We start from the raw sequence: 23700 nt of genomic DNA, 5'->3' as shown, positions 1-23700 counted from the left end.
GCTACCACGCCTCCGTTGGTCTTTTTCCTCTGAACGCAACGTTATCCTCAGGACTGCAGATTCAGTTGCATCACCGCATAGGGGTCCAGGGCGATGGCTAAGGCGTTGTCGCCGTCTTTAAGCGCCTGCCGCGGCACCTTCAGTCTCAACTCGCCGGCGTCCGCATGCAGCACTTCGGCTTTCTGGTTGTTTACCATGGCGGCCGGATAACTGGCGCTTTGCTGCAAAACAAAGTTGCTGCCGCGCAGGGTCAGCTCCACCGCTTCTTCCTGTTCTTTCGCGCTCAACGTCGACAGTTGCGGCGACAGTTTGCGCCGACGCGCCTTGTTGATCAGATTGGCGAGGTCGGAATAGTCGAGGCTTTTTTCGCCGCCGGTCTTCTCCTTCACCACGTTCTCAATATTCACATTGCGCTGATTCAATTTCTCCAGATCCCGAGTCGAGGTGACGCCCACCTTGCGCAGACTTTCCTTCACCTCGTCATCCACATCCTCCAGCGTATCCAGCTGCACGTCGTCCTTGCTGGGCGGCTCGTTGGCGTTTTCGCGAATCTGTCGATCGGTGATGGAGCCAAGTTGAAATGAGATGCGCGAGCCGCCGGTTTCCCCGGGCTTCGCCATCTGGAATTTCACCTTGCCGTCCTCCAGCACCGGGAAAATATTCAAGTCCAGCGCCACGTCTTTGACGGTGTAAGTCAGTTTGCGCGTCAACCCTTTCAGGGACAGGGTGTCTTGCGCCTTGTCCAGCTCCAGAATCAGGGAGTCCAGAAACTGCTCCAGATTCCAGGGTTTGGTTTCACGCGTCGTCATCGTCGTTTAACTCCAGAGTGACGCGAAGTCTGTGCAACACGGGCTGCACGCTGGTTTCGATCCATTGGGTCGGCGGCGCTACGCCCACAGTGAGAACGCCATGCTCATCCCGTCGCGGCTGCAGCTCAATGGGCAGATCCAGCGCCAGGCGTTCGACATACAACCCCAGCAACTGATCCGGCTGGGCCGGGTCGACATCCAGCGCCAGTTGCGGCGTCAGAAAATCCTCCAGCATGTCCGCCAGACCAGGAAACCGATCTTCCTCGACCAGCCCCTGCTGATCGGGCGCCAGCCAGGACTCCCGAGTCTCCTCTGGAGCATTGGTCGCCGCATTCGGGTCCGGGGCCATTGCGTCATTCATCGCCATTAAGCTCCAGCCTTAGTGCAGACTGCTTCTTAGTGAACGTCTGCGCTGCGGCGGCGTATTTCGCTCCACCTGCACGGGAAACAGCGTCACTTTGTCATTGAACTCCACTTCCAGTCCCTGGAATTGATCCGCGATATCGCGCTCGGATAACGACTTGGCGCGAAGCCGGGGGCGCGGCCGGGAATTGTTGTTCTTCATGCTTGTTTCACTCCCACAAAATGCACCATGGCGGGCATGGGAAAGCGTATGCGCTCTTCCGACAGGCCGCCGATCACGCCGTTTTCGTCGACATTTTCCGCCCTCACCATCACCAGGGTCTGCATCTTGAAGACGGGAAACGCCCACAATGCGGCGGACTCGCCGGGACGTCCGCGGATTTGACCTTGATGCTGCGCCGCCTGATTGAAGCGCTCGACAAAATCCGCGCCGTTAAGCGCCTCCAGCGCCGCGTCGCTCAGCGCTTCCTGATCCGGCTCCAGGCGCGTCATCAAATGATTCAGCGCATACAGGCTATATTCATAACCGCTGCGCAAACGGATAGTAGCCCGCGGCCCTTCCTGTTCCGTGCGCACGTCGGAATCCAGTCGGGCGTTGCGATTGCGTTCCGGGTTGAGGGTCAGGAAGTATCTGCTTTGGATATCCACTCGCCGCGTATCGCTGTCAAACGGCGCCTCCCACAGACGATGCCAGTAATCCCGATAGGTTTCCCGGTCGCTCAGGGGGATGAGTTCGCCGGTTTCCTCCACCCTGTCAAAACGATAATCCCCCATCAGACTGATGCTGTGCTGCACGGAGGTTCCCCGGCTCTGACCCTTGCTGTTGCGCCAGATCAGGGAGAGTACGACGATATAGTCTTTCTGCGGCGACAAGCGCGCCGAGACGTCCGCCTCCACTCGCGGAATGATCTCCAACGGGCCGGAGCTGACGTCGCCAATGGGCTCGGCGTCCTCGTGCACAATGCGCAGGTCGTCCGCCTGTTTGATCTGCAACATCAGCTCAGCGTCGCGAATAGACTGAGGCGTCTCCACGGACAGAGGAAACTGCAGCGGCGCGCCTTGCTGATACAGGGACACTTCCCGCCCGAACACCACTTGCGTCGGCGTATGATCCAACATCAGACGCACGCTGCTGACACGTTTATAGGCGCGCCCGCGTCGGGCGGTCATGCCCAGACTCAAACCCGCCAGCAATTGATGCAGCGCAGGATCGTCCACTCCCGGATTGAGCGCGCGCAGGTGTTCCTGCAATTGCTGGTCGGCCTGGAGCCCCAGGCGGGCGAAGTCGGTGATGCCGTTGATAATCTGGCCGGTCATGCGCTGCGGCGCGTCGATGATGCTCTGCACCGTCTGCGGGCTCAGCACCTGTTGCAGTAAAGGCATCAATGCAGGCAGCGCCGCCAGTAACGCCGGGGCGACTTGAGCCTGACTGTATTGAGAGCGCGCCAGACTCAGATGTCGACGTCTGGGCCCACGCCGCGATAGCCCACTGGCTCTGGCGGTCGCCCCGCCTTGCGCTGCGGCGCCGGCCTGAATCAACTGCATGATCTGGCGCATGTTTTCGGGAGTGAGTATTTGTTGCGAGGCAGGACCCGCCGCACGCAGAGCCTGTTCCGCCAGATTGGCGATTTGCGCTACGGCGGTCTGGGTTCCAGCGTCCGCACGCGGCGCGCCGCCGCCGGATACGCTGCGCACGACCTGTCCCGCCACTTGTCCCACTGCCGGCGCCACGCTGGCCAGTAATGAGCCGATCGCCGGCGCCAGCATAGGCAACAGGCTGGGCAACGCGCCCACAATCGCATCGATAAACATTGGTCGGCTCAAGCGCCTTTCCCGTAGATGAAAAGGCGCGTTATCCACTTGCCGCGCCATGGCTGTCTGTCTCTGATATGCAGGGGATACGGCTGTCATGATGCTGTCCTTTTTACTTGCCTGTGTCGCCCCTAACGCTAATCCCGCCGGTGGCGGCGGCTCACCGCCCAGGTCACTGAGCAGGGAGACCGGCAAGGTTTCCACCGCAGAGATAGCGGGACCGGCGCCGTTGTCATCCCGGTAGCTGGTGATTTGCAGCGCACGCTTCTCCCGCGACAGCATGGCGCGGGGGATCACGAACTCGCCGTGCCCCCTCGCCTCCGGCCGCAACGGACCAATCAGGCTGGAGCGCCCGGCCGCGCCGGTCAGACGCGGCAGTCCGTTGGCGGTCTCGCTCTCGCCCTCCCCCAGGCTCCAACGCAGATAACGGTTATGACCAATGTCGAACCGCACTGCGACGCCTTCGGGTCCGGGCTGTATCGCCAGGATCAGCGCCAGCGCCACGGTTTATCTTCCCGCTACCGGCGCTGGAGGAGCGGCTGCCGGCGCCGCACCGGGTTGCGCACCCGGTTGCGCAGCCACCTGCTGCGAGGGACCAAGGCGCGCGCCGCCGTCATTGCCGCCCTGATACAGCGCGGCGAAGTTATCCAGCTTGAAGTAGTCGGATTTGAAGGTGATATCCACCGAGCCCGCCACTTTCGCCGCCAGCTCCGTATTCGCCACGCTCTTGGCGCTGGCCACGGAGATTTTGGTTTTGCGCGTACTGGAGGTATGACCACCCTTGGGTCCGCCAAAGATAGCGCCGATCAGGCCGCCGCTGGCGCTGACGCTGTTGCTGGAGGACTTCAGTTCCTGCAACGCCGCCTTGTCCGCTTTTTGCACCTGTTCGGTGGCCTTGATGTCGAACAGCACGGAGGCCTTCACGTTGCCGCGCTCCACCACCAGACGGGTGATGCCCATCAGGATGGTCTCGCGCAGCATGGCGCGCTGTTCTTTCGCCATTTGAATCTTGGCGTCCATGATGCGGGCTTTGACCTGATTATCTCCCAGGTCCACCGGATCGCCATTCCTGTCGGTCAACACCACTTTGCGCGAGCCGTCGGCGTTTTCCTCATCGCTGAAGTCCAGGCCGAATTCATCGCTATTGTTCTCCGCCAGATAACCAAACGAAGCGGTATCGTCGATGGCGTTGATGAATTTAGAGACCGACTGGGTCGCCGCCTTCAACAGCTTCTGATAGGACTCCATCTGCGCCAGGGTGACTTCCAGGTTGGCGTCGAACACGCCTTTGAGCAGATCTTTGACGAAACCGGGAAAATCCACCTCGTCAATAAAGCCGCCCGCCAGTTCGCCAGCCTGATCGATGCGCTCGTTTTTATGGCGATCATCGTCGATCATGTCGCTGGCTTTTTTGGGATCGGCCATGGCCTGACTCTGCAGGCTTTGCTGACGGCCATAGGGCGCAGGATGATGCGCGCCGCCATTGGCGTTCAGCGCCAGCTGCTGATAGTTCTGCCGGTAAACGTCCAGATACAAGGCCTTTTGGTCTTCAATCCCCAACTGGTGAAATGTGGCCGACTGGGCCAAAGTCCTGCGCGTATATTCTCTTGCAATGTCTTTGATAGCCTGTTCACTCATGCGACTGGGCTCCCTGTTGGCCTGGGTTAGAAATCGTCGTCCTCGTCGGCGAACTCGAAGTCATCCTCTTCCGCAAACTCGTCAATTTCCTGATCCGACGCGGAGGTGAAGTTGAGGATGTAGGACTCAGCCGCCTGCAGGAAGGCGATGAAATCCTCCTGCCGCACCGCCGCTTCATTGAAGTTGGCGATCCACTGGAAGATGCGGTTGCCGTCCACCGCCAGAGAACGATGCGCGGCGATATTGGGGGAAGCGCCGAATTCTTCCTTGGACAGCCGTTCGATCACCGTCCACAGGCTCTTACGGCGATTGCCGCCGAAGTAGGACATGATTTCGTCATCCTTCAGGATTTCGAAGCACTCCTGCAGTTGCGCGTAAAATTCCCGCGCCTGCACGTGGGCCATGCCGGTGCAGTATTCGGTCAGGTTGTATTGCAGCTCGCGGGTAGCCTGGTAGATACGGGAGCGGGACACAGGAGAAAACTCCCCTGCGCCGTCATCGACTTTTTCGGTCTTGTCAATGTATTCCGCCACTTCCGCCATCAGGTTGCGCCACAGCAAGGGGAAAGGCTCGTTGACCACCATGCGCGACAGCACTTCGGTGGAGCCCTTACTCAGCACCCGGCGATACACCATGCCGCGTTCGTCGAGCGAGGCGCGCTCTTCCCGCAGCTTCCAGTAACGGTATAGACGGGCGGCCGCCGGACCTTCCACCACATCGATGGAGCCTGCGGCCCAATTCAGCACCAGCGCGTCCACCAGACGGAACACGCCGAGACGCTCGCCGAATTCGAAGATGTAATCCAACGCGCCCGCCGCCAGAATGTTCTCTTTGACGACGCCCTGTTCTTCGACGTCCTCAAAGTGATCGACGCTGAAGTCCCATTGTCCGAAACCGCGTCCGCCGCCTTTACGCCGCGCCGCGTCCAGGGGGTCTTCTTCGCCGCCGGCGGTGCTCAGCGCATAGTCATAGGCGAGCGCGAAATGTTCGTCGTAGCCACCTTTTTTGAGCTTGTCGATGTCGTCGATCTGTACGCCGCGATCCAGCAGATAGTCGATCATCGCGGCTTTAACTTCCGGCGTGAACCGGGACTTCTCGATCTCGTTGCTCTCGATGTAGATTTCGAGCAACGCCGGCAACTGCCCCTGCTCGTTCACCGAATTAATCAGTTTTAATACCGCGGCCTCCAAGGCGCCGGGGTTAAGCGAGATTTTTGTGTTGCTAGGCATGGTTGACGTCCCGTTCGCTGATTACAGGCCGGCGCGAACCTGATGCGCAATCAGGTCGCACAATACATTGTCTTCGGCAAAATTGATGCGGTGCTTGGCCCCCACCAGTTTCACCACCTCCTGGGCGAATCGGTCGAGGGGGCCGTCTTCGCGCTCCAGCTCGAACAACACCGAATCGGTGAATCCCATTTCGTCCTTCACTTCCTCATCCGCGCCGTTGCAACTCAGCAACTTGTTCAACAGCGCCGGATACACCGCCGCCAACACCACGCGTTTGCTTTCGCTGATGCGCAGGCTGTTGATGCGTTTGATCACCCGGTCCAGCTCCGTCGCCCAGCCCTTGCGGGTGATAAGCTTGCGCAGCGTGTTCTCATTGGTGGAATAGACTTCTTTCACCTTGCTGAGCGCCGCTTCCGCCAGCGGGTCGATCTTGCCGGCGCGGACGTTCACCTTGAGCAGGTTGCTCTCCGCGTCCGGCCGCTGCTTCTCCAGCAATTTGCTCCACTCGTTCTTCAAGTCGCCGAAGTCGAGAGCGGACGACGCCGTGACGGTGGTTCCCGCCGCAGTGCGGGCGGAGGACTCTTTCTTCTCTTCAGTGGTAGCCATATCGTTCTCTCCTTTGGCCAAGCTTGAACTCGAGATAACGCATCGCATCCGCCAGATTCAGTCTCCCGTATCCGGCTTTGCGGTGTTTGAAGCGATTGTCGATTTTGTCGCTGGTGTGCTTGAGGATATGTTTGATCTGCCCGTCGGACAGCGTGCGTCCGGCTTTGCGGGCATAGGATTTCAGCAACGCCACAGCGCCGGTTACGAAGGGCGCGGCGTGGGAGGTGCCGGTTGAAAACGCGTATTCGTTGTCCAGATAGGCGCTGTAGACGTCAACGCCCGGAGCGATAAAGGAGACTTGGTCTCCATAGGTGGAAAAGTCCGCAACGTGCCCTTGCGCGTCCATTGCGCCGACAGCGATGACTGTTTCAAACGCGCCGGGGTAATACATTTCCTGTAACCCGTCGTTGCCGGACGCCGCCACGATGGTGACTCCTTTCCGATAAGCGTAGTCGATAACTTCCTGGTGAGGTAGGCCGCCGCCCTCATGTCTTACGCCTAATGACATGTTGATCACATGCGCGCCTTGATCCACCGCATATTTAACGCCAGCGTTAATATTTTCGATGAGTCCGGCGCCGACCCGACGTCCCTGTTTTTCCATGGCGGCCAGCACGCGCACGGGGATCAGTTTGCAACGGGGCGCCACACCGCCCGGCATGCCCTGCCCTTTACCCACGATAATGCCCGCCACATGGGTGCCGTGGCCGACTTCGTCATCGGCGATGGCGTCCGCGTCGATATAGTCGCCGATAAACTCACTGGCGCCATCGAGTATGTTGACGAAGTCATAGCCGCCGCGGATAGCATGGCGCAGTTCGGGATGATCCAGCTCAACGCCGGTATCCAATACCGCCACCACAATGTCGCTGTCGCCCTGGCTGAACGCCTGCGCCTCTTCCAGGAATATGGCCTCCCGCGAGGAGCGGTCAGTGCGCGCGCTCATAGCTGCGCTGCGTGGATTCAGCTCCATTTGCCCGATATCGCCGGGCGCGGCTTCCTCCACCTCCGGCAGCAGACGAATTTCCGCGATCATGTCGGGAGGAATGTCGCCGTCGCGAGACAGGACCAACCGATAGACGCGGTTCAAGCCGCTGGCGATCTCGTCTTCAGACCAATTCGGCCCGGCGGGCTGATATTCCCGTGTGGCGAAAAAGGACAGTCGATGCCGATGAAAGATACGATCAACGTCCGGCAGAAAACGTTCATGCTCCAGCCGCCGATTGCCCAGCAACTGCTGCCAATGAGGCAGATCCTCCAGCGCCGCCACCGGCCGCCGCAATTTGATACGCACGTGGTTCTTCATTGTTATAGATTCGATCCGCTGAATTCTTGCGCATACGATCACTGATTTCGGTGAGCTATGCGTGAGCAAGCTTCATTCCACTTTTCCAGACAATCAGCAACGTCCGAATGCGCCGGGCGACACACGCGTTTCACGTTAAATCCAAGCAAAGATTTGGGACGAAAAGCGGGTCTATTCCGACCCGCAAAAACCAGACAGCTATCAGTATCCAGCCCCAACTTTCGACAGATTCGTCAAGCCAGAATCAGCATTGGAGTAACGCTGACCCGCACTGGGTGATTTTTCACCCAGACTGGGGCGCCAGTGCGCCAGTCTTTGCAGGATTAGAGAACAAGAACGCCTACAGAAAGTGGGATTGGAGACTCAAAATGAGTAAGATAGCGCCCTATCAGCGAACCGGCTCCTCGCCGGGAACACAATCGCCCAGCAACAGGACCATCCGGATACCCCCATGGACGAACATCCCATCAACAAAAACGGCGCCTTATTCAACGCTTTCCCTGACGCCGCGAACCTGTTCGCCTCCCCGACCCAATAATCGTTAGCAAAACAGTAGTAACAGGCAGTTGGAATTCCCCATGAACCTCTATGACCTTTTTCAAAACTTCAAAATCTCCCGAGCCCATGGCGAAGCGCGCAATGCCAAAACCAGGGCGGAAGGCATCGCCGTAGACGTGCGCCTGTTAGAGAAAAAAGTGGAAAAACTATCCCACCTTTGTCAGGCCATGTGGGAAATCATGGAAGAAGATGGCTGCTCCAGCGCCAGACTAAAAGCCAAACTGGCGGAAGTTGAAAAGAAATCCCAAACCTCAGCCGGGAAAACCTCCCTGGTTTGCGACGAATGCGGACGAAAAGTCAGCGCTCGGGCGATAAGTTGTTTTAACTGTGGGGCGAAGCTGAATGGCTAATCACGCACCCACTGGGCTTTTACTATGAATTACATACTCCATCGCCTCACACCTGAGGACTGCATAAGAATTCAACGTGACCTCAACGAAGATTTGCCAGAACACCTTTCTCATTTGGCCACTTCAGCAGGACCAACACCTGGAATAAGCTTTGAATATGCAACGCCCTATGGGGACGTCTGTCATCTCAATCCTTGGGTAACAGATACATCGAGAAATCACTATGCCGTAGAGATTGTTTATGTGTTGGGCGTGGGTAGAGTTTTCTTATATTTAGATGGCGAAAAATACCTCCTAGAAACCGAATATCAGACCCGCACCCTTAAACCGCTGGCAATCGAAGACAACGAGAAGAAGAATTGGGTTAAGACTGAAGCAGTTGAAGCCTTAGACGTGCTTAATCGTGGGAGGTATTATTTCGATGAGTGATAATCATAAATCAACACACATGGATGCAAGGGTACGGAATGCATAAGCTCAAAGATCGTCGCCAATAAAGCTCGGGATGAAGGAGATAACACTTTGTCCCTACGCTGCATAAGGAAAACTTTCCTATTTATCTCTGGCTTAAGTTGGGAGAACTTCATGGATACAGCGTCATAGTGCGACGCCCCCAAAGCAGACAGTACAGCAACACCGACTCCAGACCGGGCCAATGCCAGCTGTTGCGCCAGGCTCGAAACCTCAATTCCGATACTCATCCATGCCACCACATCCGAGCCGTTGACGCTAAGCAAATGATGAATACTGGTATCGTTACTTTCCTTAAGCAAAGGCAGGCTCGCCAGATCACTTACATCCACGTCAGTCCCAAGCTTGTACTGGGAGGGATCGGCAAGCAACCCCAGAGGAGCGCTTAACAACGGGGTGCACAACAACGCTCCAGTGTTTCCAACAGGGGTGCCAATACCGAAGTCCACTTCACTATTATCAACCCGTCGGGTAATCCCCTGACTGTTGTCATTGATGATCCTGACACGCACCCTTGGAAAGCTTTGGGCGAACACCTTAAGCACGGCTGGAAGCACTGTGCAGCCAAATGCCTCCCCCACCGCCAGACTTATCGAACCCTGCTGCCCTGTCGCTTCCCCTCGCACCATATCTATTGCAACAGTCATATCGTTGAGAAGCCGCTGGGCGACCGGCAGAAACCTTTCACCTTCCATGGTCAGATTAATTCTGCGGGTTGTGCGCTGAAACAGGGTGACGCCGAGCTGGCTTTCAAGCTCCTTCAAAGCCCGAGTCAACGCGGGCTGACTGATGTGCAGGGTTTCACTTGCCCGAGAGACATTACAATAAGCGGCAGTGGTAACGAACATCTGGAGATGACGCTGAGATAGATTCATAACTCTTAATTATTAATCAGCTCAATTAATGCATTAGACATCACTCAAACTGATTTTTAAAGTGGTGACGTCACTATTGGAGCTTGTATCGGAGCCGCGCCATGAAACTATCTCGCTTTCTTTTTGCCATGCTATATGCCTACGCCGTCCTTTCCCTGCAGGCGGAAGCCATAACACCACAGGGAGAAGTAAAGGGACATGCAAGCGCTCACGACGCTGCTTCATCCCGTAAGGCGATAAGTAACGCTCAGATAGCGCTGCCTGGCAGCGTCACTGGCGGCGATATCTATCTGGGATTATTAAAAAATGCGCCAAAGCTTTTGGACAAAAAGGTTCCCGTGGTGGTATTCCTGCATGGTTCCTCAGGTTTGGGTTTGCAAGCTATTGGTCAATGGCAACAGTGGCTGGCTGGCCTGGGAATCGCCAGTCTCGCCCCCGACTCTTACGCCCTGCCAGATAGACTGACCTATAAGTCGCCGGTCAGTAAGGATATCTACGAGAAAATCCATACCCTGCGCAGCTCAGAAATCAATCTGGCCATTCAGGCGTTGAAGACGATTCCCTGGGCTGACAATCAACGTCTGGCGCTGGCGGGAGCCAGTGAAGGATCGGTTGCGGTAGCCCGTTATAGCGGCGAGGCATTCGCAGGACGAATTATCTTTTCGTGGAGTTGCGAGAATAACTACTTTGTGGCTTCTCCCGATACTGCTGTGCTCGACGGGCGTCCCATCATTAACGTCATCAGCGCCAGCGACCCTTACTTCTCTTCCGCCAATGAATGGCTCGGAAATGCGTCCGCCAAGGGAAGTTGTATAGAGGCTTTCAAAGGGCACGCTAACGCCAGCGTCGTATTAATACCCGATGCGCCCCACACCCTGCTTAACCTGCCTATGGCCAGGCAACCGGTAGCCGCTTTTCTGGAGAATCTTTTCAGGCTCTAAGGCCCGTCACGATGGACACGGCTCACGCCAGGTCGATGAGCCGATGTCTGGGGTTTCGCTTTGTAATTGTCGGAGTATCCGCTGGCGGACTCATGATTGAATCTTTCTATTGGCGTACAAAGCCTTCATATGGGGCATTGTCTATGGCGTGGCGCTTTGGGGAAATTAGCCCCCAAAGCGCAGTATGTAAAATCCTTATGACTGTCTTGTTATGCTCTTAGCTTTCGGCCCAGACATAAACCAAGCCCCATTAACAGGAGGCCAATGGAAGATGGTTCTGGAACAGATACAGGATCTAATGCCCCAATACTAAAGTCAGTCGCTCTGTACGAGCCTGCAAACGAGGAAACAGTAAGACCTTGTGAAGCTAAATGCTTTACAACTCTACCGTCTCCTGGATAACGGTATGTGAAGCCTTGATAACTTCCCTCGCCCTCGTATGAATATTCACTGACTGTTGTTGAAGGTAAGAAGCCACTGATCGACTGGTCATGATAGCCGTATAAAATTATATCCGTAATATCAGTGACACCTAAACCAGAAATATTCCAATGTGTCGGTTCATACGAAGATAAAACAAGTGTAGTCGACTTACCATGTTGATCTCCAATTTCTACATTTGCATTACCCGTGGGGTGATAATCAAAAGAATGATCCTTTCTAGTCTCATATACACCGATAAAATATAGCGAGTAATCGCTATTAACTTCGGAAGACTCATAATAGCTAGTGCTATAACTTGGATCGTTAATAGTTATTGGGACCGCATGCGCCGCGGTTACAAAAAATACGGAAGATAGTGAAAACACTAATTTCTTTACGATACTCATTTTCAGTCCTTTTTTTACTGCTTAGTTTCATAAAATTTTGCCTGGCATCCGGCTCGCCAAGCAAAATTCCGGTATAGCCTTTGTTGAGGAAAATTACGCAAAAAAGCGATATCGGAATGGTATCCAATGGAAACATGAGGCATATAACTTCCCAGCATTATAATTCAATAAGCTGGCGCTTGCACTCATCAATACGTTTTTGAAGTTCAGATTCTCCTGTAAATCCCGTGGACATATAGTCAAAAGAAAGTAAAGTTAAGAACATCTTTTGATAGCGCGCCGCTCTCTCAAAAAAACCTTATTCTTGGCCAAATAACCATCAAGACTTGATAATTGTTATTCACCCACGCAAACCGTGGTCTGCAATGTACTTAGCCCCCCACAAAGAGCCTTTCGAACAAATTAATATGACGCCTAAAAAATAAGAAAGTGATATTTTAGTCCGATACGTTTATTATTTATGGCGCTCACAATGTATTCAAGATCGTCTTTAAATGTGGGCGTCGATGTTCATCGATTTGGCTACCTATTGTCTGCAAGTAAAATTTAGTTGTTATTCAACTTTCTGACGTGTAATCCTCAGTACTTACATAGCAGTTTATCCGCGAGCACAGTACAGTGCTCGCGACAGGTAGACATAGTAGCATCGGAGGTGAATTTGGGCTGATTTTGACATTCTTCTATCTCGAGTCATCATAGTAGAAAGGTAATTTTGGAGAGTCAAAGTCGCCTTCTCCATATTTTTCTTCAATGTGTTCTGGGAACATATTTCGCATTTTTTCGTAGATTGAGGTATGAAGCAGCTTAAAAGCGGCCTTATCATTTATAGACCCCATAAAACGATCAATATCTTCCGTATTTTGGTAGCGTAATGGCTGATGAAAGAACCGCAGGTATTCCTGTAAAGTAGAAAACACATACATCAGGTCTTTCAAGTTAACCTCTACCTTTTCATCAGGGTCGATCGCATCAAAGCCATAGGTTGCGATTTCTTCCAAATCCTCGGTGTACTCTTTATTCACTTACCACCTCGTGAAACGTGTGACTATTTAGTGCAGTTCGGCTTTACTGTTTACAAAAAGCTCCGGCGAATACAAATCCGCATGCGGCGCTTTATAGTAATTAGTCACTCTCCCAACAATTTAGCATTCTAACCTTGTCCGCTCCCACTAAGGCCATAAAAGATTCGTGGCATTCGGGGCATCTGACAATGCTGAAGCTGCAGCCATGTCTGGTTATAGAGCCATGATTTACATAAATAGAACCCCACTCTCCCTGAATAAAAATCTGCGCCAGCTCCTCAAGACGCTCTTCAGAAATAGATGCGCCATTTTCATAACGTAAATGATCGCCAATAAAATGGATGAGATATGGTGCTGCCTCTGAACCTTCTATCTGCTTATATTTCTCCATACATAGCTCGAAGGGCCAATCCCATGTTTTTAAAGGATTCATTTCATTGAACATTTTTAAAGCAGACTCTAATGATGCCTCTTTCAGTGAGATCTCATAGACCACGAAACACTCGTAATCGAGGTCTTCAGGATACTCCAGTAAGCTTGCCGTGCTTTTGAAAAAATCTGCTAGATGCTTCATAGCTCATTTCACTCAAAGCTTTGATAGGGAGGAAGGTCATTTTAAAGAAAATTACTAAAGCTACGCAGCAGTAGACCAACATAGCATGAAGTAGAGTGATTGCTCTTTCCACATTAAAGCCTTGCTATTCCAGTCGTTGCACACCAGCGTAAACTCTTTGCAGCGGTCTTGCCCCGAAATATCCAGTTTTTCTCTAAGTGATGCTGAAATATCTTTTACAAATCTCATATAAAAACCATAATCTCTTGGCGTCATTACTCTTTTCCCCCAAGCGTATTCCAAACATGCATCGGCAAATTCGTCTCCGGACTTCCAGCGATCCCACCTTGACTTTATTAACACTATTGCTTGCTCCGAACTCGCAGATTCAAAGCAATATTGATTGAACTCCTTAACTATCTTTATAGATGGCATATAAACTCTAATAGCTATCTTATTAACTCACAGGCGCTTCTCTAAGCGTAAAATACGACAAAACTACAACAGGTCCCATATCATTTTCAGCAATTCCAAATAGTTGCTATCTTTTTGTTATTATGAACCAGTAACACTCACCGTTCATACAGCCAAACGTCGGCTCCATCTCCAACTTAAGGGAGCAGCTTAAGCCCCCAGATAACAAAGCGGACTGCCTGTCAAGCATTACTGCTCGTACCCATCGCTTACTGATGCGGCAAGTTCCAATAGTTCCTGATAAGCCTCGTGATGATGGTCCGCTGATAGCATATTCTTGTCGAACTTTAAAAGCTGAGCTTGCATCTGCATTAGAGATTCAGGTGATGTAATTGAGTCTGCGATAATAGAAAATGCCGTGATAGACACCTCAAAGCTGCCAGTCAATACTATATCTACAAGAACTTCCACAAAAGCTTCGCAGTTGAATGCGCTTAAGGCGTATACAAGCGTTCCTCGGTGGTTAATATTCTCAGGCTTTGTGATTGCTCGAAAAAGCGGCTCGACTGCACGTTCATCACCAATATCCATTAGAGTTAACGCTGACCTGTCTCTAATTGAAGCGTCTGAAGACGCCAAATCGCGGATAAGTGCCCGGACTTCACACATAACTGATTAATACCTAAAAACTTGTACATTTCACCTTCAGCCCGCATAGAGTATACCGTAGAATTTCGGGCGGGCTAACTCACGAAACAACGTGCTTCCTGACTCAACAAAACTGATGGATTTCTGGACAAACCAGCAACATACTTGACTTCATTCAAAGGCTTTGTCATAGAGATCACAGCTTTAGTAGCACATATTCCTTAGCTAGCGCGCCACACGCCCCCATAACAGTGAATGACCTTCCATTAGAAGTTGCAGTTATTATCAAGCAGCTGATCTTTGAAAATATACTTTTCGAGTCTACTGACACTATTACTGAGTTATATACTGTCACTAGTGAACATTTATCAGTTTCAAAAATATGATCAGAATTTTGTAAAGGATTACATTTGAGCCTATGTATATACCTCGTCCCGATGCATCCAAAGCAATTATATTTGAGAGCCGCGAAGCTCCTTTATATAGGCCAATTCATTAAGCGCAGTATCATTCCCCGGCTCAATGGCCAAGGATTTTTGAAGGGCTTCTTCGGCCTCATCAAGCCTTTGCATTTCGATCAAAATAAATCCAATTCCACGCAGCGCCGCAGCCTTGTAAACAGATTGGCTTGAGTATCTGCCAGCTAGTTCAAGAGCATCTTGATAGGTTTCATGCGCCCGTGAAAGTTCATCCAACTGACCTAGTACGTATCCTTTCTCTATTTTTGCCCCAGCTGAGACTGGAGCTACAACATCTATTTTATCAAGCTCCGCCAAAGCCATTTCAAAATAGCGATTTGAAGAGTATATATACGCTTTAATTCGAAGTGCTTCTGTGTAAGACCAGTCTATTCTCTGAACAGATCCATCATTACGAGCGACAAACTCGGCATATTCCGCCTCTGACTTAAAAGCGTATTGTTTTAATTCTTCTTTAAATGTTTTTTCAATTTCTTATATCAACTCATCCGCAATAGCGAAGGCTTTTGAGTATTGTTCTTCACGAATGAGCTTCCATGCACTTACAATATCTTTTTGATACTGATTTCCTTCCAATTGTTCAGGAAAATGCTCTATATAAGTTGATACAGTTTCTGTACCTTCAAGAGCCATAGAGAGACCTGGATAAAGACACAAAACAAAGGCAAAAACACACAGCGATTTATTTACACTCATCAATTTACAACCAAAATTATTACTCACCAGCTTGGATTTTGAAAATTTTCTGACAATCTATCTTCAAACTCAGCATAATCGAATAGCAGACTTTGTGGTTCTTTAACTAGGGTTTCCGGGCCCATACTTCACCTATGTCTCTGTCAAATTCCATTAAGAGATTCCTTAGCTCTTTCGTCTTAGTGCTTGTATGCATCAATATCAACAAACGCACCGATTTCGCCTAAAAATCCTATAGTTTCAGCGTCAAAACCTATTGCCGGAGTTGAATGCTCTTCATTCATAGAAATCCACAAAACGACTTCCAATCTTGGCGAAACATTGAAAATCTCTTTTGCCTGAAGAATCAGATTCTTCTTGGGCTTGATCTTGTTAACAATTTCCGCAGACATTTCATAAATGTCAATGTAGTTGTTGACTATGTTCTCTGTTGACAATTCCCAAGAGTTTATTCTCGGAAGTATACCGGGAACCTTTGAACCTTTACGCGTGATCGAAGTAGGCTCTATCCCTAGAAATTCCGTCACTTTATCTGGATCAAAGTCATCTCCATCTAGAGCAAAGTATACTCTTCCTTCATTTGTTTCCACTCAGCACTCCCAGAGAATTACGTTTCTAACATCAGTTTGGTGAAGTTGGAGGCGATTTCTGGAGCAAAATAAGGACAACGGCATTGAAACCTCGTGTATTAACCTGTTATGTGCTTCTAACATGATCACCGGTATACCAAAGAACATCACAGGGTGCACATAGATATAGTATTGGAAGACCATCAATATCTTCGTGCTCTATTTTTCTTGGCAATACTTTTCTGCAGGTAGGGCAACTAAAATTGGCCCTCATATTTTCCGCGTAATCAGACAGCTTAACACCTTGCCTCTTATGATCTACACCTATAGAGAAAACGAGCACAAAGACACCAATGAAACCACACGAAGCTGCTACTAGCGGCTGATTTACATAGGCAAGCAAACCTATTGTTAGAGCTGAAAATATAAGTATCGTGAGTATACTGTAGATACTTAAAATTACAGGTGGTTTATATGCGCGCTTTACTTTCATAACCTCTCAACCAGTTCGCCATACGGATCAATTTTATCATCTTTCGGTCGCAGCGGTGCAAGAATGCTCTGGTGTTTACTCTCAATGCCACTTGACCTTGGAATGCAACTCCGTCTACATCCTTTGACAAATCAAACCAAGCAATCACTTAAGCGTCGTAAGGACCAATGTGCTTTTCGCCCTGCTTCGAGTCATAGTGCGGCTATGATGTCGTTTTTCAGCGCGTCGTCAACCCTGCCGCCGCTCCACATACGAGTAAAGCGAATCCTGATGATTTATTTAACACGGATTGCGCCTGTGCGCCGGCCAGCCACCGCCGGACACGGTTGGCCGCCATGGCGTATCCCGCCAGGATGAGGAAGACGATAACAAGGAACAGCGGCCCCAGCGTCATGAGTTGCGGGCCGACAGGCGTGTTGGCGTCGAGGAATTGAGGGAAAAACGCGATGAAAAAACCGATGATTTTAGGGTTCAGCAGGGTGACGCCCAAGCCTTGTTTGAATGGATTTTGTTTGGCGACTTCAGCGCCGGACAGATCTTCCGTTGAAGGCTGGCTGCAAAGCTGGCGTACTCCCAGATATGCGAGATAGGCTACTCCAAACCATTTCAGCAAATTGAACGCCAGTGCAGAAGTCTGCACCAACGCCCCCAAACCTGAGATAGTCAGGCACAGCAGCATTGCATCAGCGACCACCACGCCCAGACTGGTGAATATCCCCTGCCCCAGACCGCTGCGCAGCGTATTGGCGATGACCAATAGCATGGAGGGGCCTGGCGCCAATGTGATCAGCACTGTTGCGACAATAAAACTCACTAACATTTGGACTCCCCTTTGTTATTCGGGCCTTTGGATAGCATTTGCTGACGTCAGCGCAGCAGCCCCAGATTACCGGTGAATTTATTAACGATCTTTTTGGGTCCGCAAAGGGCGACGCCCAGATACTCGAGTTCATCAACCGGAGTGGAAAGCAACTTTTCCGCGTAGGCTTCATAGCTCTTGGTCGTCATGGTGGCGCTGGTGAGATCAATAACGGTCAATTGCGGCTCGTGCTCCTTCAATTCCTCCCGCAGACTGCGCAGGCGAACGCCTTCGGCGCGCAGTATTGGAATGGCGGTGGTGGTAATTCCCGCGCGAAGATGGCCGTTATGGTCCGGCAACGCGTCGCCAATTAATTCGGGAAAGGCTTTGCCCAGCGATAGCGCCAATACGGCGGCTGTATTGGCGATGGGGCCGATCGGCAGATTGGCGTCGATGACTATGACGCACTTCAGGTCGGCGATTTCGGTATCCGTCATTCGTTGTTTCCTCAGAAGATGTGATGATTAGTCGAGAAAACTATATGCGCACGGAATAGTGATGATAATATGGGCCAATTCATTTTCACTGATCGATAATATCGAATAATGATTGACGATTTACGCGCTCTGGCGGTTTTCGCCAAAACGGTGGAAGCCGGCTCTTTTCGCGCCGCGGCGAGTGCGCTGTCATTGTCGCCTTCCGTGGTCAGCCACCATATTTCAGGACTGGAGACACGGCTAGGCGTCGCCCTGCTCTATCGCTCCACTCGACGACTCTCGCTCACCAGCGAGGGCGAACGTCTGTTCGAACACGCCAAGGCCATGCTGGCGGCAGCGGAAGCTGGCTTGAACGCTATCGCCGAACAAGCGGCGGAGCCGACCGGCAAGTTGAGCATCACCGCTCCCGCCGTATTGGCGCGCGGCCCCTTTACCGAAGACGTCGCCGCTTTTGCATTGGCTTATCCCAGGGTTTCACTGTGCATTAACTACAGCGATATAAGACAGGACCTGATTCGCGACGGCATTGACTTGGCGATACGCATCGGCGCGATGCCCGACAGCGCCCTGAAATCGAAAAAGCTTTTCGACCTGACTCGACGTCTGGTGGCCTCGCCCCATTATCTTCAATCCAGAGCGACGCCCAGCAAACCGGAAGACTTGCTGGACTGGGAATGGATCGGACTGCAGATGCGGCCGAACTATAAGTTGCTGTACAACGCCACAGGAGAATGTCATCGCATTGACTATTCACCGCGCATTACCGTGGACAGTATTGATGCGGTTTGCCAGTTGGCCGCAGCAGGACTCGGCTTAGCCACACCGCCGGCTTTTCTGGTGAAGGAGGATCTGCGTGTCGGGCGATTATGCGATCCCCTGCCAGACTGGAACGTCGACGCCTTGGGCGTCTATGCGCTCTGGCCGCCCAACGCCGCCAGAGAAAGCCTGACCTATCGGTTTATTCAGTTTCTGCAGGAACGCCGCCAAGCCGATGCGAACACCGGCTAAATAGACAAAAGTCTATTTCCGCCAATTACTTATTGTTGCAAATGATCAGCACACTAATATCGAGACAAGGCTCCCCCCTTTTCCATTTCCCTGAGCCTGCTTGCGCTTAATAGCGCATTATTTTTTCTCTATATTATTTGATTGTTTGTTTAAGGAAGCTCCCATGAGGAACCTGTTATTTCTGCTCGTTTGCTTAGTCTTCTCTCATTCCACCCTCGCCGCAGGCTATGCGGAGACCACGTTCAAGATCATCAACGAGCGTTTGAGTTATATGAAGGATGTGGCGCTGTTTAAAGCCCAGAAAGGCGCGCCTATTGAAGACATTGAGCGGGAGCGCGTAGTGTTGGATAAAGCCAAAGACGGCGCCGCCGGACATGGGGTCGATCCAGAGTCCGTCAGCGCTTTCTTTACCGCACAGATCTCCGCCGCCAAAGCCATTCAGTTCCGATATCGCGCCGACTGGCTGTCAGATGCTGACGCCCTGAAGCAGCCCGCCCGTGATTTGCAGGCCGAAGTACGCCCGGCGCTGTTAAAGCTGGGTGACGCGATCATTATCGCTATCGCCGATAAACTGAAAAACGAAGGTCCCTTCACAGACGCTGAACGGGACCTGTTCAATGACACGCTGACCATCGAAAACCTGTCTCAACGCGACAAAGACATGATCTTCCAAGCGCTGAAACAGATTCGTCTGCAGCAATAAACCTGCGACCAGACGCCCCCCATGCAATGCGACAACGGGGGCGTCATATCAGACGGCCTTCCCTTATTTTTGTCCTTTGGTGATCTTGAACCAGTTCAGGTTCCAGCCGCCTGCAGGGGCGTAGATGCCGAAACGCTGCTTACCTGCTTCAAGCGTCACCTGATGCTTGATGGTTTTCCAGTTCTGCCAGCCGCCAGTATTCGGCACATCCACGCTGCCGTAAACGATATCGCCGCCGGCTTTCTCGAACTGCAGCACACCGCCGCCATACAGGCTCGCCACACGATATTCCACGGTATACACGCCGCTTTCCGGAATATCGACCTCTGGGTAGGACATCCAGTCATTGGCGTCGATGTAGCCCACGTTTTTGCCGCCGCCTGTGTCACTGGTGTCTTCCAGCTCCACACCGCTCATCACCAGATAATCTTCCGCCTGCACGGTAATGGCGTTTGGCGCCGGACCGCCTTTCTGAGTGACGTCAAACCAGTTGAGATTGAACCCGCCGGACACCGCCGCCAGTCCAATTCGTTGTTCACCCGCACTCAACTGAACGTCGTGTGAAATCGTTTTCCAGCTTTGCCAGCCGCCCGTGGATGGAATATCGATAGAGCCGTACACTGGCGAACCACCGGCCTTCTCCGCTTGTAAGATGCCGCTTCCGTTCAGACTCGCCACCCGATAGGAAAGCGTGTAAACCCCATCGCTGGGCACATTAATCTTATAAGTCATCCAGTCGCCGGAATCGATATAACCGAGATTCTGACCGCCGCCAGCATCAGAGGTATTTTCCTTTTTGACGCCTTCCATTTCACAGTAGTTTTCCGCCTGCACCTTGCCGGGCACGGAGACTGATCCGCAATCTGGACCAGGCCCTGGATCATCACCGCCAGGAATGGGGTCAGAGCTTTGGATAATGGATTTCACCAGCTTACCGGAAGGCGTCAGGTTTCCATCATTCCAACCGCCGGTTCCACTAGCCCCGGGCCAGAAAGTTGAAGCGCCTTCAGCTTTGTCATTCAGCGCCCAGTTGGCGTGGCTGATGCCGTGATTGCGCATGAAGTCGACCCAGGCCCAGGTTTCGCCCTCATTAACGCCGCCATCGCCGCTGGCGTCTACGGTTCCCCATTCCGTCACAAACAGAGCAATGCCGTTGTTCATGGCGCTTTGCGCTTTATCCCGCAGCCATTGTTTATGGGTTCCTGCATAAAAGTGCAGCGTATAGGCGATATTGTTCCTGTTAATAGGGTCCCAGGATGCTTCCTCCACTTCCTGAGACCACTGGCGCGTGCCGACGATAATCAGGTTATCTGGGTCAATTTGACGGATGGCGTCAATCACCGACTCGGCGTAGGGCTTGATAACGCCGCTCCAGGATACGTCCAGCGGTTCGTTATAGACCTCGTAAATAAGATTGTTTTTGTCGCCGTAACGGCGCGCCATGTCCTGGAAAAACTCGATAGCTTCGCTCTTGTGCTCATGAGCATGGTGTGAGTGCCAGTCGATGATGACATACATATCGTTGGCGATGGCGGCGTCCACCACGGAGATGACTTTATTACGATTGCCTTCGCGGTCCTGTATATAACCGCCGCCTTCATCCACGCCCATGGCGGCGCGTACGATGCTGGATTTCCAGTCGTTTTTGATAGCGCCTACCGCGCCAGAGTTATAAAAGCGCTCCCCTCCCCAGCCGTTGTTACTCCAAAACAGGCTGTTGCCTCCCAGACTGACTTGATTACCGCCACTGACGACTTTATTGCCCTGCACCGATAGCGGCGGCACAGCATGAGCCAACGTCGCGCAGCCGAACAACAAACCGAATATGAAAACGTTTTCATTTCGGCGCCAATTTTTACCAAGACGTTTTTTCAATGCGCCCTCCAACAGTCTGGAAAGCCTTTTTTCTGATCTCTTGCTCATAGTGATTTCCTGGATTCTTGTTGCTGTGGGCCAGAGCCGGCATGCAGGACCCGCCTCCGGTCTCCCTGACGCCTTCTCGAAACACATCCTTTTTCTGAAGACGTTGGAGAATTTTTAAGCGAATGCAACAGCGGGGTCAATCCCCCAATTTGCTTATCGTTTTCATCCGAATGGCAAGTGCGTCAGGTTTCTGGATTTGAGGGAAAAGCTAGAAGAAATGATTTTTAATCAGTCACCACGGGCCTCCAAAGGCAGCGTGAAACCAGCGACGCCCCGTCTTAAATAACGAAAAGGTTCGGTGTTTTATCTGTCTGAAACGTCATCAAAACGACCCATTCATGCGTTTCAACATGCACAATTTCTATTCTGCTGTTGTGTCATTTTTGAGAGTTTTTTATATGAAAAGGAATATTTTTCTTGCAGGTAGCGTTCTTTTTGCTTGCGCCGTAAACGCCCAGGCAGGCGTGATCACCCACTACGATGTCGACTTCAACTCCCCCATCCATACTCCTGGATCAACGCCGACCACTGGCTCAGGCGCCGACACTCCAACTAAAATTGGGTTCGGTTCACCAACGGTTAAAGAGCAATTCGGCGCTTTGGATGATCAACCTCTGGTGTTTAATTCAAACGGCAATACGGCTCCATATCTTTACGACCAAATTGGATTTCGGCTGGGTCGTGGCTATGACAATTACAGGTTCGAATACGATATCCTGGCGTCCAACCTTATCGGCTCCGAGTATCAAATGACGTTATTGTTGGATACGCCGACGGTTCAAAATGTTTACTTGCGACCAAATGGACAAATTGGACTGACCGGGCGCATACTCTCACCTCCCCCGGCCGCCGCCTATTTTGAAGAAGAGAGCATCCTTAAATTTGTCATCGACGTAGACCTGGCAGCATCCAGGTGGAACATTGCAGTAAACGGGTCTCACATAACCAGTTCTACTTTCCAAAGTTCAGGCGGAGACATAGATAACTTCCGGTTTTCGCTTGGGAAGAAAGGGTTCAATTCTCCAAGAAACGACGATGTATATGTCGCACTGGATAACCTCAAAGTCACCAGTTTTGTTGACGGTCCCGATCCCATTCCTGTCTCTGAACCTGGCGCGTTTGTGTTATTCGGGATGGCCTTATTGGGCTTATTTTCCAAAAAGCGACTCAGAACTCGTCTAACCGCCTAAACCGGACAATCGAAGAGTGGACCCCGTTTTTCACATCAGGGTTCACTCCTTGGAGGCATCGGGTTCAGATCTGCGCCAGACGAACGATTGAAAACGAACGCCGCCGTCAGGGCGTTCGTGAGAGGGAGAGAAAAGAGTGGTAAATCAGGCGTTGAGGCTTTTAAACAGCCGACGCGCCTCGGTGTAGGCGGAGCCCTGGCCATCCACCAGCACCTTGTCCGAGCGCAGCAAGGTTAAAACCTGCTCCGGTATATTGTCCTGCCCTATTTCCGCAATCAGATTATCGATTGCTTTTCTGAATCCGTCGCGCACTTGCGCCGCCTTTTCCGGCGAGGCGTCCGTCCAGTGTATTCCCTTATCGTTATACATCGCCATTGATCCTAACAGACCGATGATTTTTTCCTGTTCTTCAATATTCATCAAACAAATCCTGGTGTCGTACTAATCAAAAACAACCTGAACTACGATAAGCGTCCGTCGCCGGAAATCTCCGTAACAATTCTCGGAAGAACGGCATTGCAGCGGAGATAAACGGACGGCTTTCATTCGTGGTCGGGCACAATATGCACTATGCTCTCTTCCTGCAAGACGCCCAACACGGTTTCCGCTAAAAAACGGGCCCTCAGTTTGGTGATTTCTTTCAGAAGCGGCTCCTGCAGCGCCTCGTCGATTCCTTTCACTTCCGTCGCGGCGGTTTTGACGTAAACCTCCGCAAGACTTTTCAACGCGGCAAGATGTGGTTTGATACGAGGATCGGTCAGGCTCAATTCCAAGCCGTGAGCCTCATTGATCTCATGGAAGAAATAGCGCAGGACGTCTTCCGGAGAAATGTTGTCCTTGCGAAAGCTGATTACTACCCCCATCGATACATCTCCTTACGGGTTGCGCCGTTGCTTACTTCCATTCTATGCAGATTCG

Annotated in this window: 28 protein-coding genes; 6 read left to right on the top strand and 22 right to left on the bottom strand. The window is 51.9% G+C overall.

Annotated elements, in window-relative coordinates; all coding sequences use genetic code 11:
- Positions 1-47: 47 nt before the first annotated feature.
- Genes ONV78_RS25120 through ONV78_RS25085 form a run of 8 tightly spaced genes read right to left on the bottom strand, consistent with a single transcriptional unit; the run spans position 48 to position 7751 of the window.
- The gene (locus ONV78_RS25120; protein WP_216738358.1) at positions 48-809 is read right to left on the bottom strand and encodes a hypothetical protein; all 762 of its coding nucleotides are present in this window, start codon (positions 807-809) and stop codon (positions 48-50) included.
- Positions 796-1170, bottom strand: a complete 375-nt coding sequence (locus ONV78_RS25115; RefSeq protein ID WP_279507175.1) for a hypothetical protein — start codon at positions 1168-1170, stop codon at positions 796-798. The genes ONV78_RS25120 and ONV78_RS25115 overlap by 14 nt, the downstream gene beginning before the upstream one ends.
- A gap of 18 nt (positions 1171-1188) precedes the next feature.
- Positions 1189-1374 (bottom strand): hypothetical protein, encoded by a 186-nt coding sequence (locus ONV78_RS25110; protein WP_279507174.1) that lies wholly within the window; start codon positions 1372-1374, stop codon positions 1189-1191.
- Positions 1371-3488, bottom strand: a complete 2118-nt coding sequence (locus tag ONV78_RS25105) for a hypothetical protein (protein WP_279507173.1) — start codon at positions 3486-3488, stop codon at positions 1371-1373. Before ONV78_RS25105 ends, ONV78_RS25110 begins: the two co-directional genes overlap by 4 nt.
- Before the next feature lie 3 nt (positions 3489-3491).
- Positions 3492-4622, bottom strand: a complete 1131-nt coding sequence (locus tag ONV78_RS25100; RefSeq protein ID WP_279507172.1) for a hypothetical protein — start codon at positions 4620-4622, stop codon at positions 3492-3494.
- 26 nt (positions 4623-4648) lie between these two features.
- Positions 4649-5851, bottom strand: a complete 1203-nt coding sequence (locus tag ONV78_RS25095) for a hypothetical protein (protein WP_279507171.1) — start codon at positions 5849-5851, stop codon at positions 4649-4651.
- Between the two features lie 21 nt (positions 5852-5872).
- Positions 5873-6457 carry a hypothetical protein gene (locus tag ONV78_RS25090; RefSeq protein WP_216738352.1) on the bottom strand — a complete coding sequence of 195 codons (585 nt, stop codon included), beginning with the start codon at positions 6455-6457 and terminating at the stop codon, positions 5873-5875.
- Entirely contained in the window at positions 6444-7751 is a 1308-nt protein-coding gene (locus ONV78_RS25085) for a S8 family serine peptidase (protein WP_279507170.1), read from the bottom strand. The genes ONV78_RS25090 and ONV78_RS25085 overlap by 14 nt, the downstream gene beginning before the upstream one ends.
- A gap of 590 nt (positions 7752-8341) precedes the next feature.
- On the opposite strand from ONV78_RS25085, the gene ONV78_RS25080 reads away from it, so the two are divergent.
- Positions 8342-8671 (top strand): hypothetical protein, encoded by a 330-nt coding sequence (locus ONV78_RS25080; RefSeq protein ID WP_279507169.1) that lies wholly within the window; start codon positions 8342-8344, stop codon positions 8669-8671.
- Positions 8672-8695: 24 nt separating this feature from the next.
- Positions 8696-9100 carry a hypothetical protein gene (locus tag ONV78_RS25075; RefSeq protein ID WP_279507168.1) on the top strand — a complete coding sequence of 135 codons (405 nt, stop codon included), beginning with the start codon at positions 8696-8698 and terminating at the stop codon, positions 9098-9100.
- Here ONV78_RS25075 and ONV78_RS25070 read toward each other — a convergent pair.
- Complete coding sequence (locus ONV78_RS25070; protein ID WP_279507167.1) at positions 9085-10017, bottom strand: LysR family transcriptional regulator; 933 nt, start codon at positions 10015-10017, stop codon at positions 9085-9087. The genes ONV78_RS25075 and ONV78_RS25070 overlap by 16 nt on opposite strands.
- Positions 10018-10118: 101 nt before the next feature.
- Between ONV78_RS25070 and ONV78_RS25065 the strand changes: the two genes are divergently transcribed.
- Complete coding sequence (locus tag ONV78_RS25065; RefSeq protein ID WP_279507166.1) at positions 10119-10958, top strand: alpha/beta hydrolase; 840 nt, start codon at positions 10119-10121, stop codon at positions 10956-10958.
- 209 nt (positions 10959-11167) lie between these two features.
- Here ONV78_RS25065 and ONV78_RS25060 read toward each other — a convergent pair whose 3' ends face one another.
- From ONV78_RS25060 to ONV78_RS25015, 10 genes are all read right to left on the bottom strand, one after another.
- Complete coding sequence (locus tag ONV78_RS25060) at positions 11168-11788, bottom strand: PEP-CTERM sorting domain-containing protein (protein WP_279507165.1); 621 nt, start codon at positions 11786-11788, stop codon at positions 11168-11170.
- Positions 11789-12468: 680 nt separating this feature from the next.
- Positions 12469-12810, bottom strand: coding sequence for a hypothetical protein (locus ONV78_RS25055; protein ID WP_279507164.1), 342 nt, complete (start codon positions 12808-12810; stop codon positions 12469-12471).
- A gap of 100 nt (positions 12811-12910) precedes the next feature.
- Positions 12911-13384, bottom strand: coding sequence for a hypothetical protein (locus tag ONV78_RS25050; RefSeq protein WP_279507163.1), 474 nt, complete (start codon positions 13382-13384; stop codon positions 12911-12913).
- A gap of 60 nt (positions 13385-13444) precedes the next feature.
- Complete coding sequence (locus ONV78_RS25045) at positions 13445-13798, bottom strand: hypothetical protein (RefSeq protein WP_216737970.1); 354 nt, start codon at positions 13796-13798, stop codon at positions 13445-13447.
- Between the two features lie 228 nt (positions 13799-14026).
- The gene (locus ONV78_RS25040; RefSeq protein ID WP_347815429.1) at positions 14027-14446 is read right to left on the bottom strand and encodes a HEAT repeat domain-containing protein; all 420 of its coding nucleotides are present in this window, start codon (positions 14444-14446) and stop codon (positions 14027-14029) included.
- A gap of 431 nt (positions 14447-14877) precedes the next feature.
- On the bottom strand, positions 14878-15234 hold the full coding sequence (locus ONV78_RS25035; RefSeq protein ID WP_347815431.1) for a tetratricopeptide repeat protein: 357 nt from the start codon (positions 15232-15234) through the stop codon (positions 14878-14880).
- Positions 15235-15378: 144 nt separating this feature from the next.
- The gene (locus ONV78_RS25030; protein WP_279507160.1) at positions 15379-15600 is read right to left on the bottom strand and encodes a hypothetical protein; all 222 of its coding nucleotides are present in this window, start codon (positions 15598-15600) and stop codon (positions 15379-15381) included.
- A gap of 179 nt (positions 15601-15779) precedes the next feature.
- The gene (locus ONV78_RS25025; RefSeq protein ID WP_279507159.1) at positions 15780-16190 is read right to left on the bottom strand and encodes a DUF4279 domain-containing protein; all 411 of its coding nucleotides are present in this window, start codon (positions 16188-16190) and stop codon (positions 15780-15782) included.
- A gap of 689 nt (positions 16191-16879) precedes the next feature.
- Positions 16880-17482: a LysE family translocator gene (locus ONV78_RS25020; RefSeq protein ID WP_279507158.1), complete on the bottom strand. Its 603-nt coding sequence runs from the start codon at positions 17480-17482 to the stop codon at positions 16880-16882.
- Positions 17483-17529: 47 nt separating this feature from the next.
- The gene (locus tag ONV78_RS25015) at positions 17530-17958 is read right to left on the bottom strand and encodes a DUF2000 domain-containing protein (protein ID WP_279507157.1); all 429 of its coding nucleotides are present in this window, start codon (positions 17956-17958) and stop codon (positions 17530-17532) included.
- A 108-nt stretch (positions 17959-18066) separates the two neighbouring features.
- On the opposite strand from ONV78_RS25015, the gene ONV78_RS25010 reads away from it, so the two are divergent.
- Entirely contained in the window at positions 18067-18966 is a 900-nt protein-coding gene (locus tag ONV78_RS25010) for a LysR family transcriptional regulator (RefSeq protein WP_279507156.1), read from the top strand.
- 163 nt (positions 18967-19129) lie between these two features.
- Positions 19130-19669, top strand: a complete 540-nt coding sequence (locus ONV78_RS25005) for a chorismate mutase (RefSeq protein ID WP_279507155.1) — start codon at positions 19130-19132, stop codon at positions 19667-19669.
- 63 nt (positions 19670-19732) lie between these two features.
- Here ONV78_RS25005 and ONV78_RS25000 read toward each other — a convergent pair whose 3' ends face one another.
- Complete coding sequence (locus tag ONV78_RS25000) at positions 19733-21592, bottom strand: cellulase family glycosylhydrolase (RefSeq protein WP_279507154.1); 1860 nt, start codon at positions 21590-21592, stop codon at positions 19733-19735.
- Between the two features lie 338 nt (positions 21593-21930).
- Between ONV78_RS25000 and ONV78_RS24995 the strand changes: the two genes are divergently transcribed.
- Positions 21931-22782 (top strand): PEP-CTERM sorting domain-containing protein, encoded by an 852-nt coding sequence (locus ONV78_RS24995; RefSeq protein WP_279507153.1) that lies wholly within the window; start codon positions 21931-21933, stop codon positions 22780-22782.
- Between the two features lie 144 nt (positions 22783-22926).
- On the opposite strand, the gene ONV78_RS24990 is transcribed toward ONV78_RS24995, so the two are convergent.
- Both ONV78_RS24990 and ONV78_RS24985 read right to left on the bottom strand, forming a co-directional pair.
- Positions 22927-23202: a hypothetical protein gene (locus ONV78_RS24990; protein ID WP_011397705.1), complete on the bottom strand. Its 276-nt coding sequence runs from the start codon at positions 23200-23202 to the stop codon at positions 22927-22929.
- A gap of 122 nt (positions 23203-23324) precedes the next feature.
- Positions 23325-23645, bottom strand: coding sequence for a hypothetical protein (locus ONV78_RS24985; RefSeq protein WP_216737981.1), 321 nt, complete (start codon positions 23643-23645; stop codon positions 23325-23327).
- Positions 23646-23700 lie beyond the last annotated feature (55 nt).

Origin of the sequence: Hahella sp. CR1, from assembly GCF_029813005.1 — a bacterium.
Classification (GTDB): Bacteria; Pseudomonadota; Gammaproteobacteria; order Pseudomonadales; family Oleiphilaceae; genus Hahella.
The sequence above is the reverse complement of the archived record's forward strand: the minus strand, read 5'-3'. Positions and strand labels throughout refer to the sequence as shown.

Coding starts and splice junctions, on each gene's coding strand:
- ONV78_RS25100 (WP_279507172.1), bottom strand. CDS start 4,622: ATGAGTGAACAGGCTATCAAAGACATTGCAAGAGAATATACGCGCAGG.
- ONV78_RS25045 (WP_216737970.1), bottom strand. CDS start 13,798: ATGCCATCTATAAAGATAGTTAAGGAGTTCAATCAATATTGCTTTGAA.
- ONV78_RS25040 (WP_347815429.1), bottom strand. CDS start 14,446: ATGTGTGAAGTCCGGGCACTTATCCGCGATTTGGCGTCTTCAGACGCT.
- ONV78_RS25030 (WP_279507160.1), bottom strand. CDS start 15,600: ATGAGTGTAAATAAATCGCTGTGTGTTTTTGCCTTTGTTTTGTGTCTT.
- ONV78_RS25015 (WP_279507157.1), bottom strand. CDS start 17,958: ATGACGGATACCGAAATCGCCGACCTGAAGTGCGTCATAGTCATCGAC.
- ONV78_RS24990 (WP_011397705.1), bottom strand. CDS start 23,202: ATGAATATTGAAGAACAGGAAAAAATCATCGGTCTGTTAGGATCAATG.
- ONV78_RS25090 (WP_216738352.1), bottom strand. CDS start 6,457: ATGGCTACCACTGAAGAGAAGAAAGAGTCCTCCGCCCGCACTGCGGCG.
- ONV78_RS25075 (WP_279507168.1), top strand. CDS start 8,696: ATGAATTACATACTCCATCGCCTCACACCTGAGGACTGCATAAGAATT.
- ONV78_RS25110 (WP_279507174.1), bottom strand. CDS start 1,374: ATGAAGAACAACAATTCCCGGCCGCGCCCCCGGCTTCGCGCCAAGTCG.
- ONV78_RS25005 (WP_279507155.1), top strand. CDS start 19,130: ATGAGGAACCTGTTATTTCTGCTCGTTTGCTTAGTCTTCTCTCATTCC.
- ONV78_RS25060 (WP_279507165.1), bottom strand. CDS start 11,788: ATGAGTATCGTAAAGAAATTAGTGTTTTCACTATCTTCCGTATTTTTT.
- ONV78_RS25000 (WP_279507154.1), bottom strand. CDS start 21,592: ATGAGCAAGAGATCAGAAAAAAGGCTTTCCAGACTGTTGGAGGGCGCA.
- ONV78_RS25120 (WP_216738358.1), bottom strand. CDS start 809: ATGACGACGCGTGAAACCAAACCCTGGAATCTGGAGCAGTTTCTGGAC.
- ONV78_RS25020 (WP_279507158.1), bottom strand. CDS start 17,482: ATGTTAGTGAGTTTTATTGTCGCAACAGTGCTGATCACATTGGCGCCA.
- ONV78_RS25115 (WP_279507175.1), bottom strand. CDS start 1,170: ATGAATGACGCAATGGCCCCGGACCCGAATGCGGCGACCAATGCTCCA.
- ONV78_RS25050 (WP_279507163.1), bottom strand. CDS start 13,384: ATGAAGCATCTAGCAGATTTTTTCAAAAGCACGGCAAGCTTACTGGAG.
- ONV78_RS25095 (WP_279507171.1), bottom strand. CDS start 5,851: ATGCCTAGCAACACAAAAATCTCGCTTAACCCCGGCGCCTTGGAGGCC.
- ONV78_RS25070 (WP_279507167.1), bottom strand. CDS start 10,017: ATGAATCTATCTCAGCGTCATCTCCAGATGTTCGTTACCACTGCCGCT.
- ONV78_RS24985 (WP_216737981.1), bottom strand. CDS start 23,645: ATGGGGGTAGTAATCAGCTTTCGCAAGGACAACATTTCTCCGGAAGAC.
- ONV78_RS24995 (WP_279507153.1), top strand. CDS start 21,931: ATGCGTTTCAACATGCACAATTTCTATTCTGCTGTTGTGTCATTTTTG.
- ONV78_RS25065 (WP_279507166.1), top strand. CDS start 10,119: ATGAAACTATCTCGCTTTCTTTTTGCCATGCTATATGCCTACGCCGTC.
- ONV78_RS25010 (WP_279507156.1), top strand. CDS start 18,067: ATGATTGACGATTTACGCGCTCTGGCGGTTTTCGCCAAAACGGTGGAA.
- ONV78_RS25080 (WP_279507169.1), top strand. CDS start 8,342: ATGAACCTCTATGACCTTTTTCAAAACTTCAAAATCTCCCGAGCCCAT.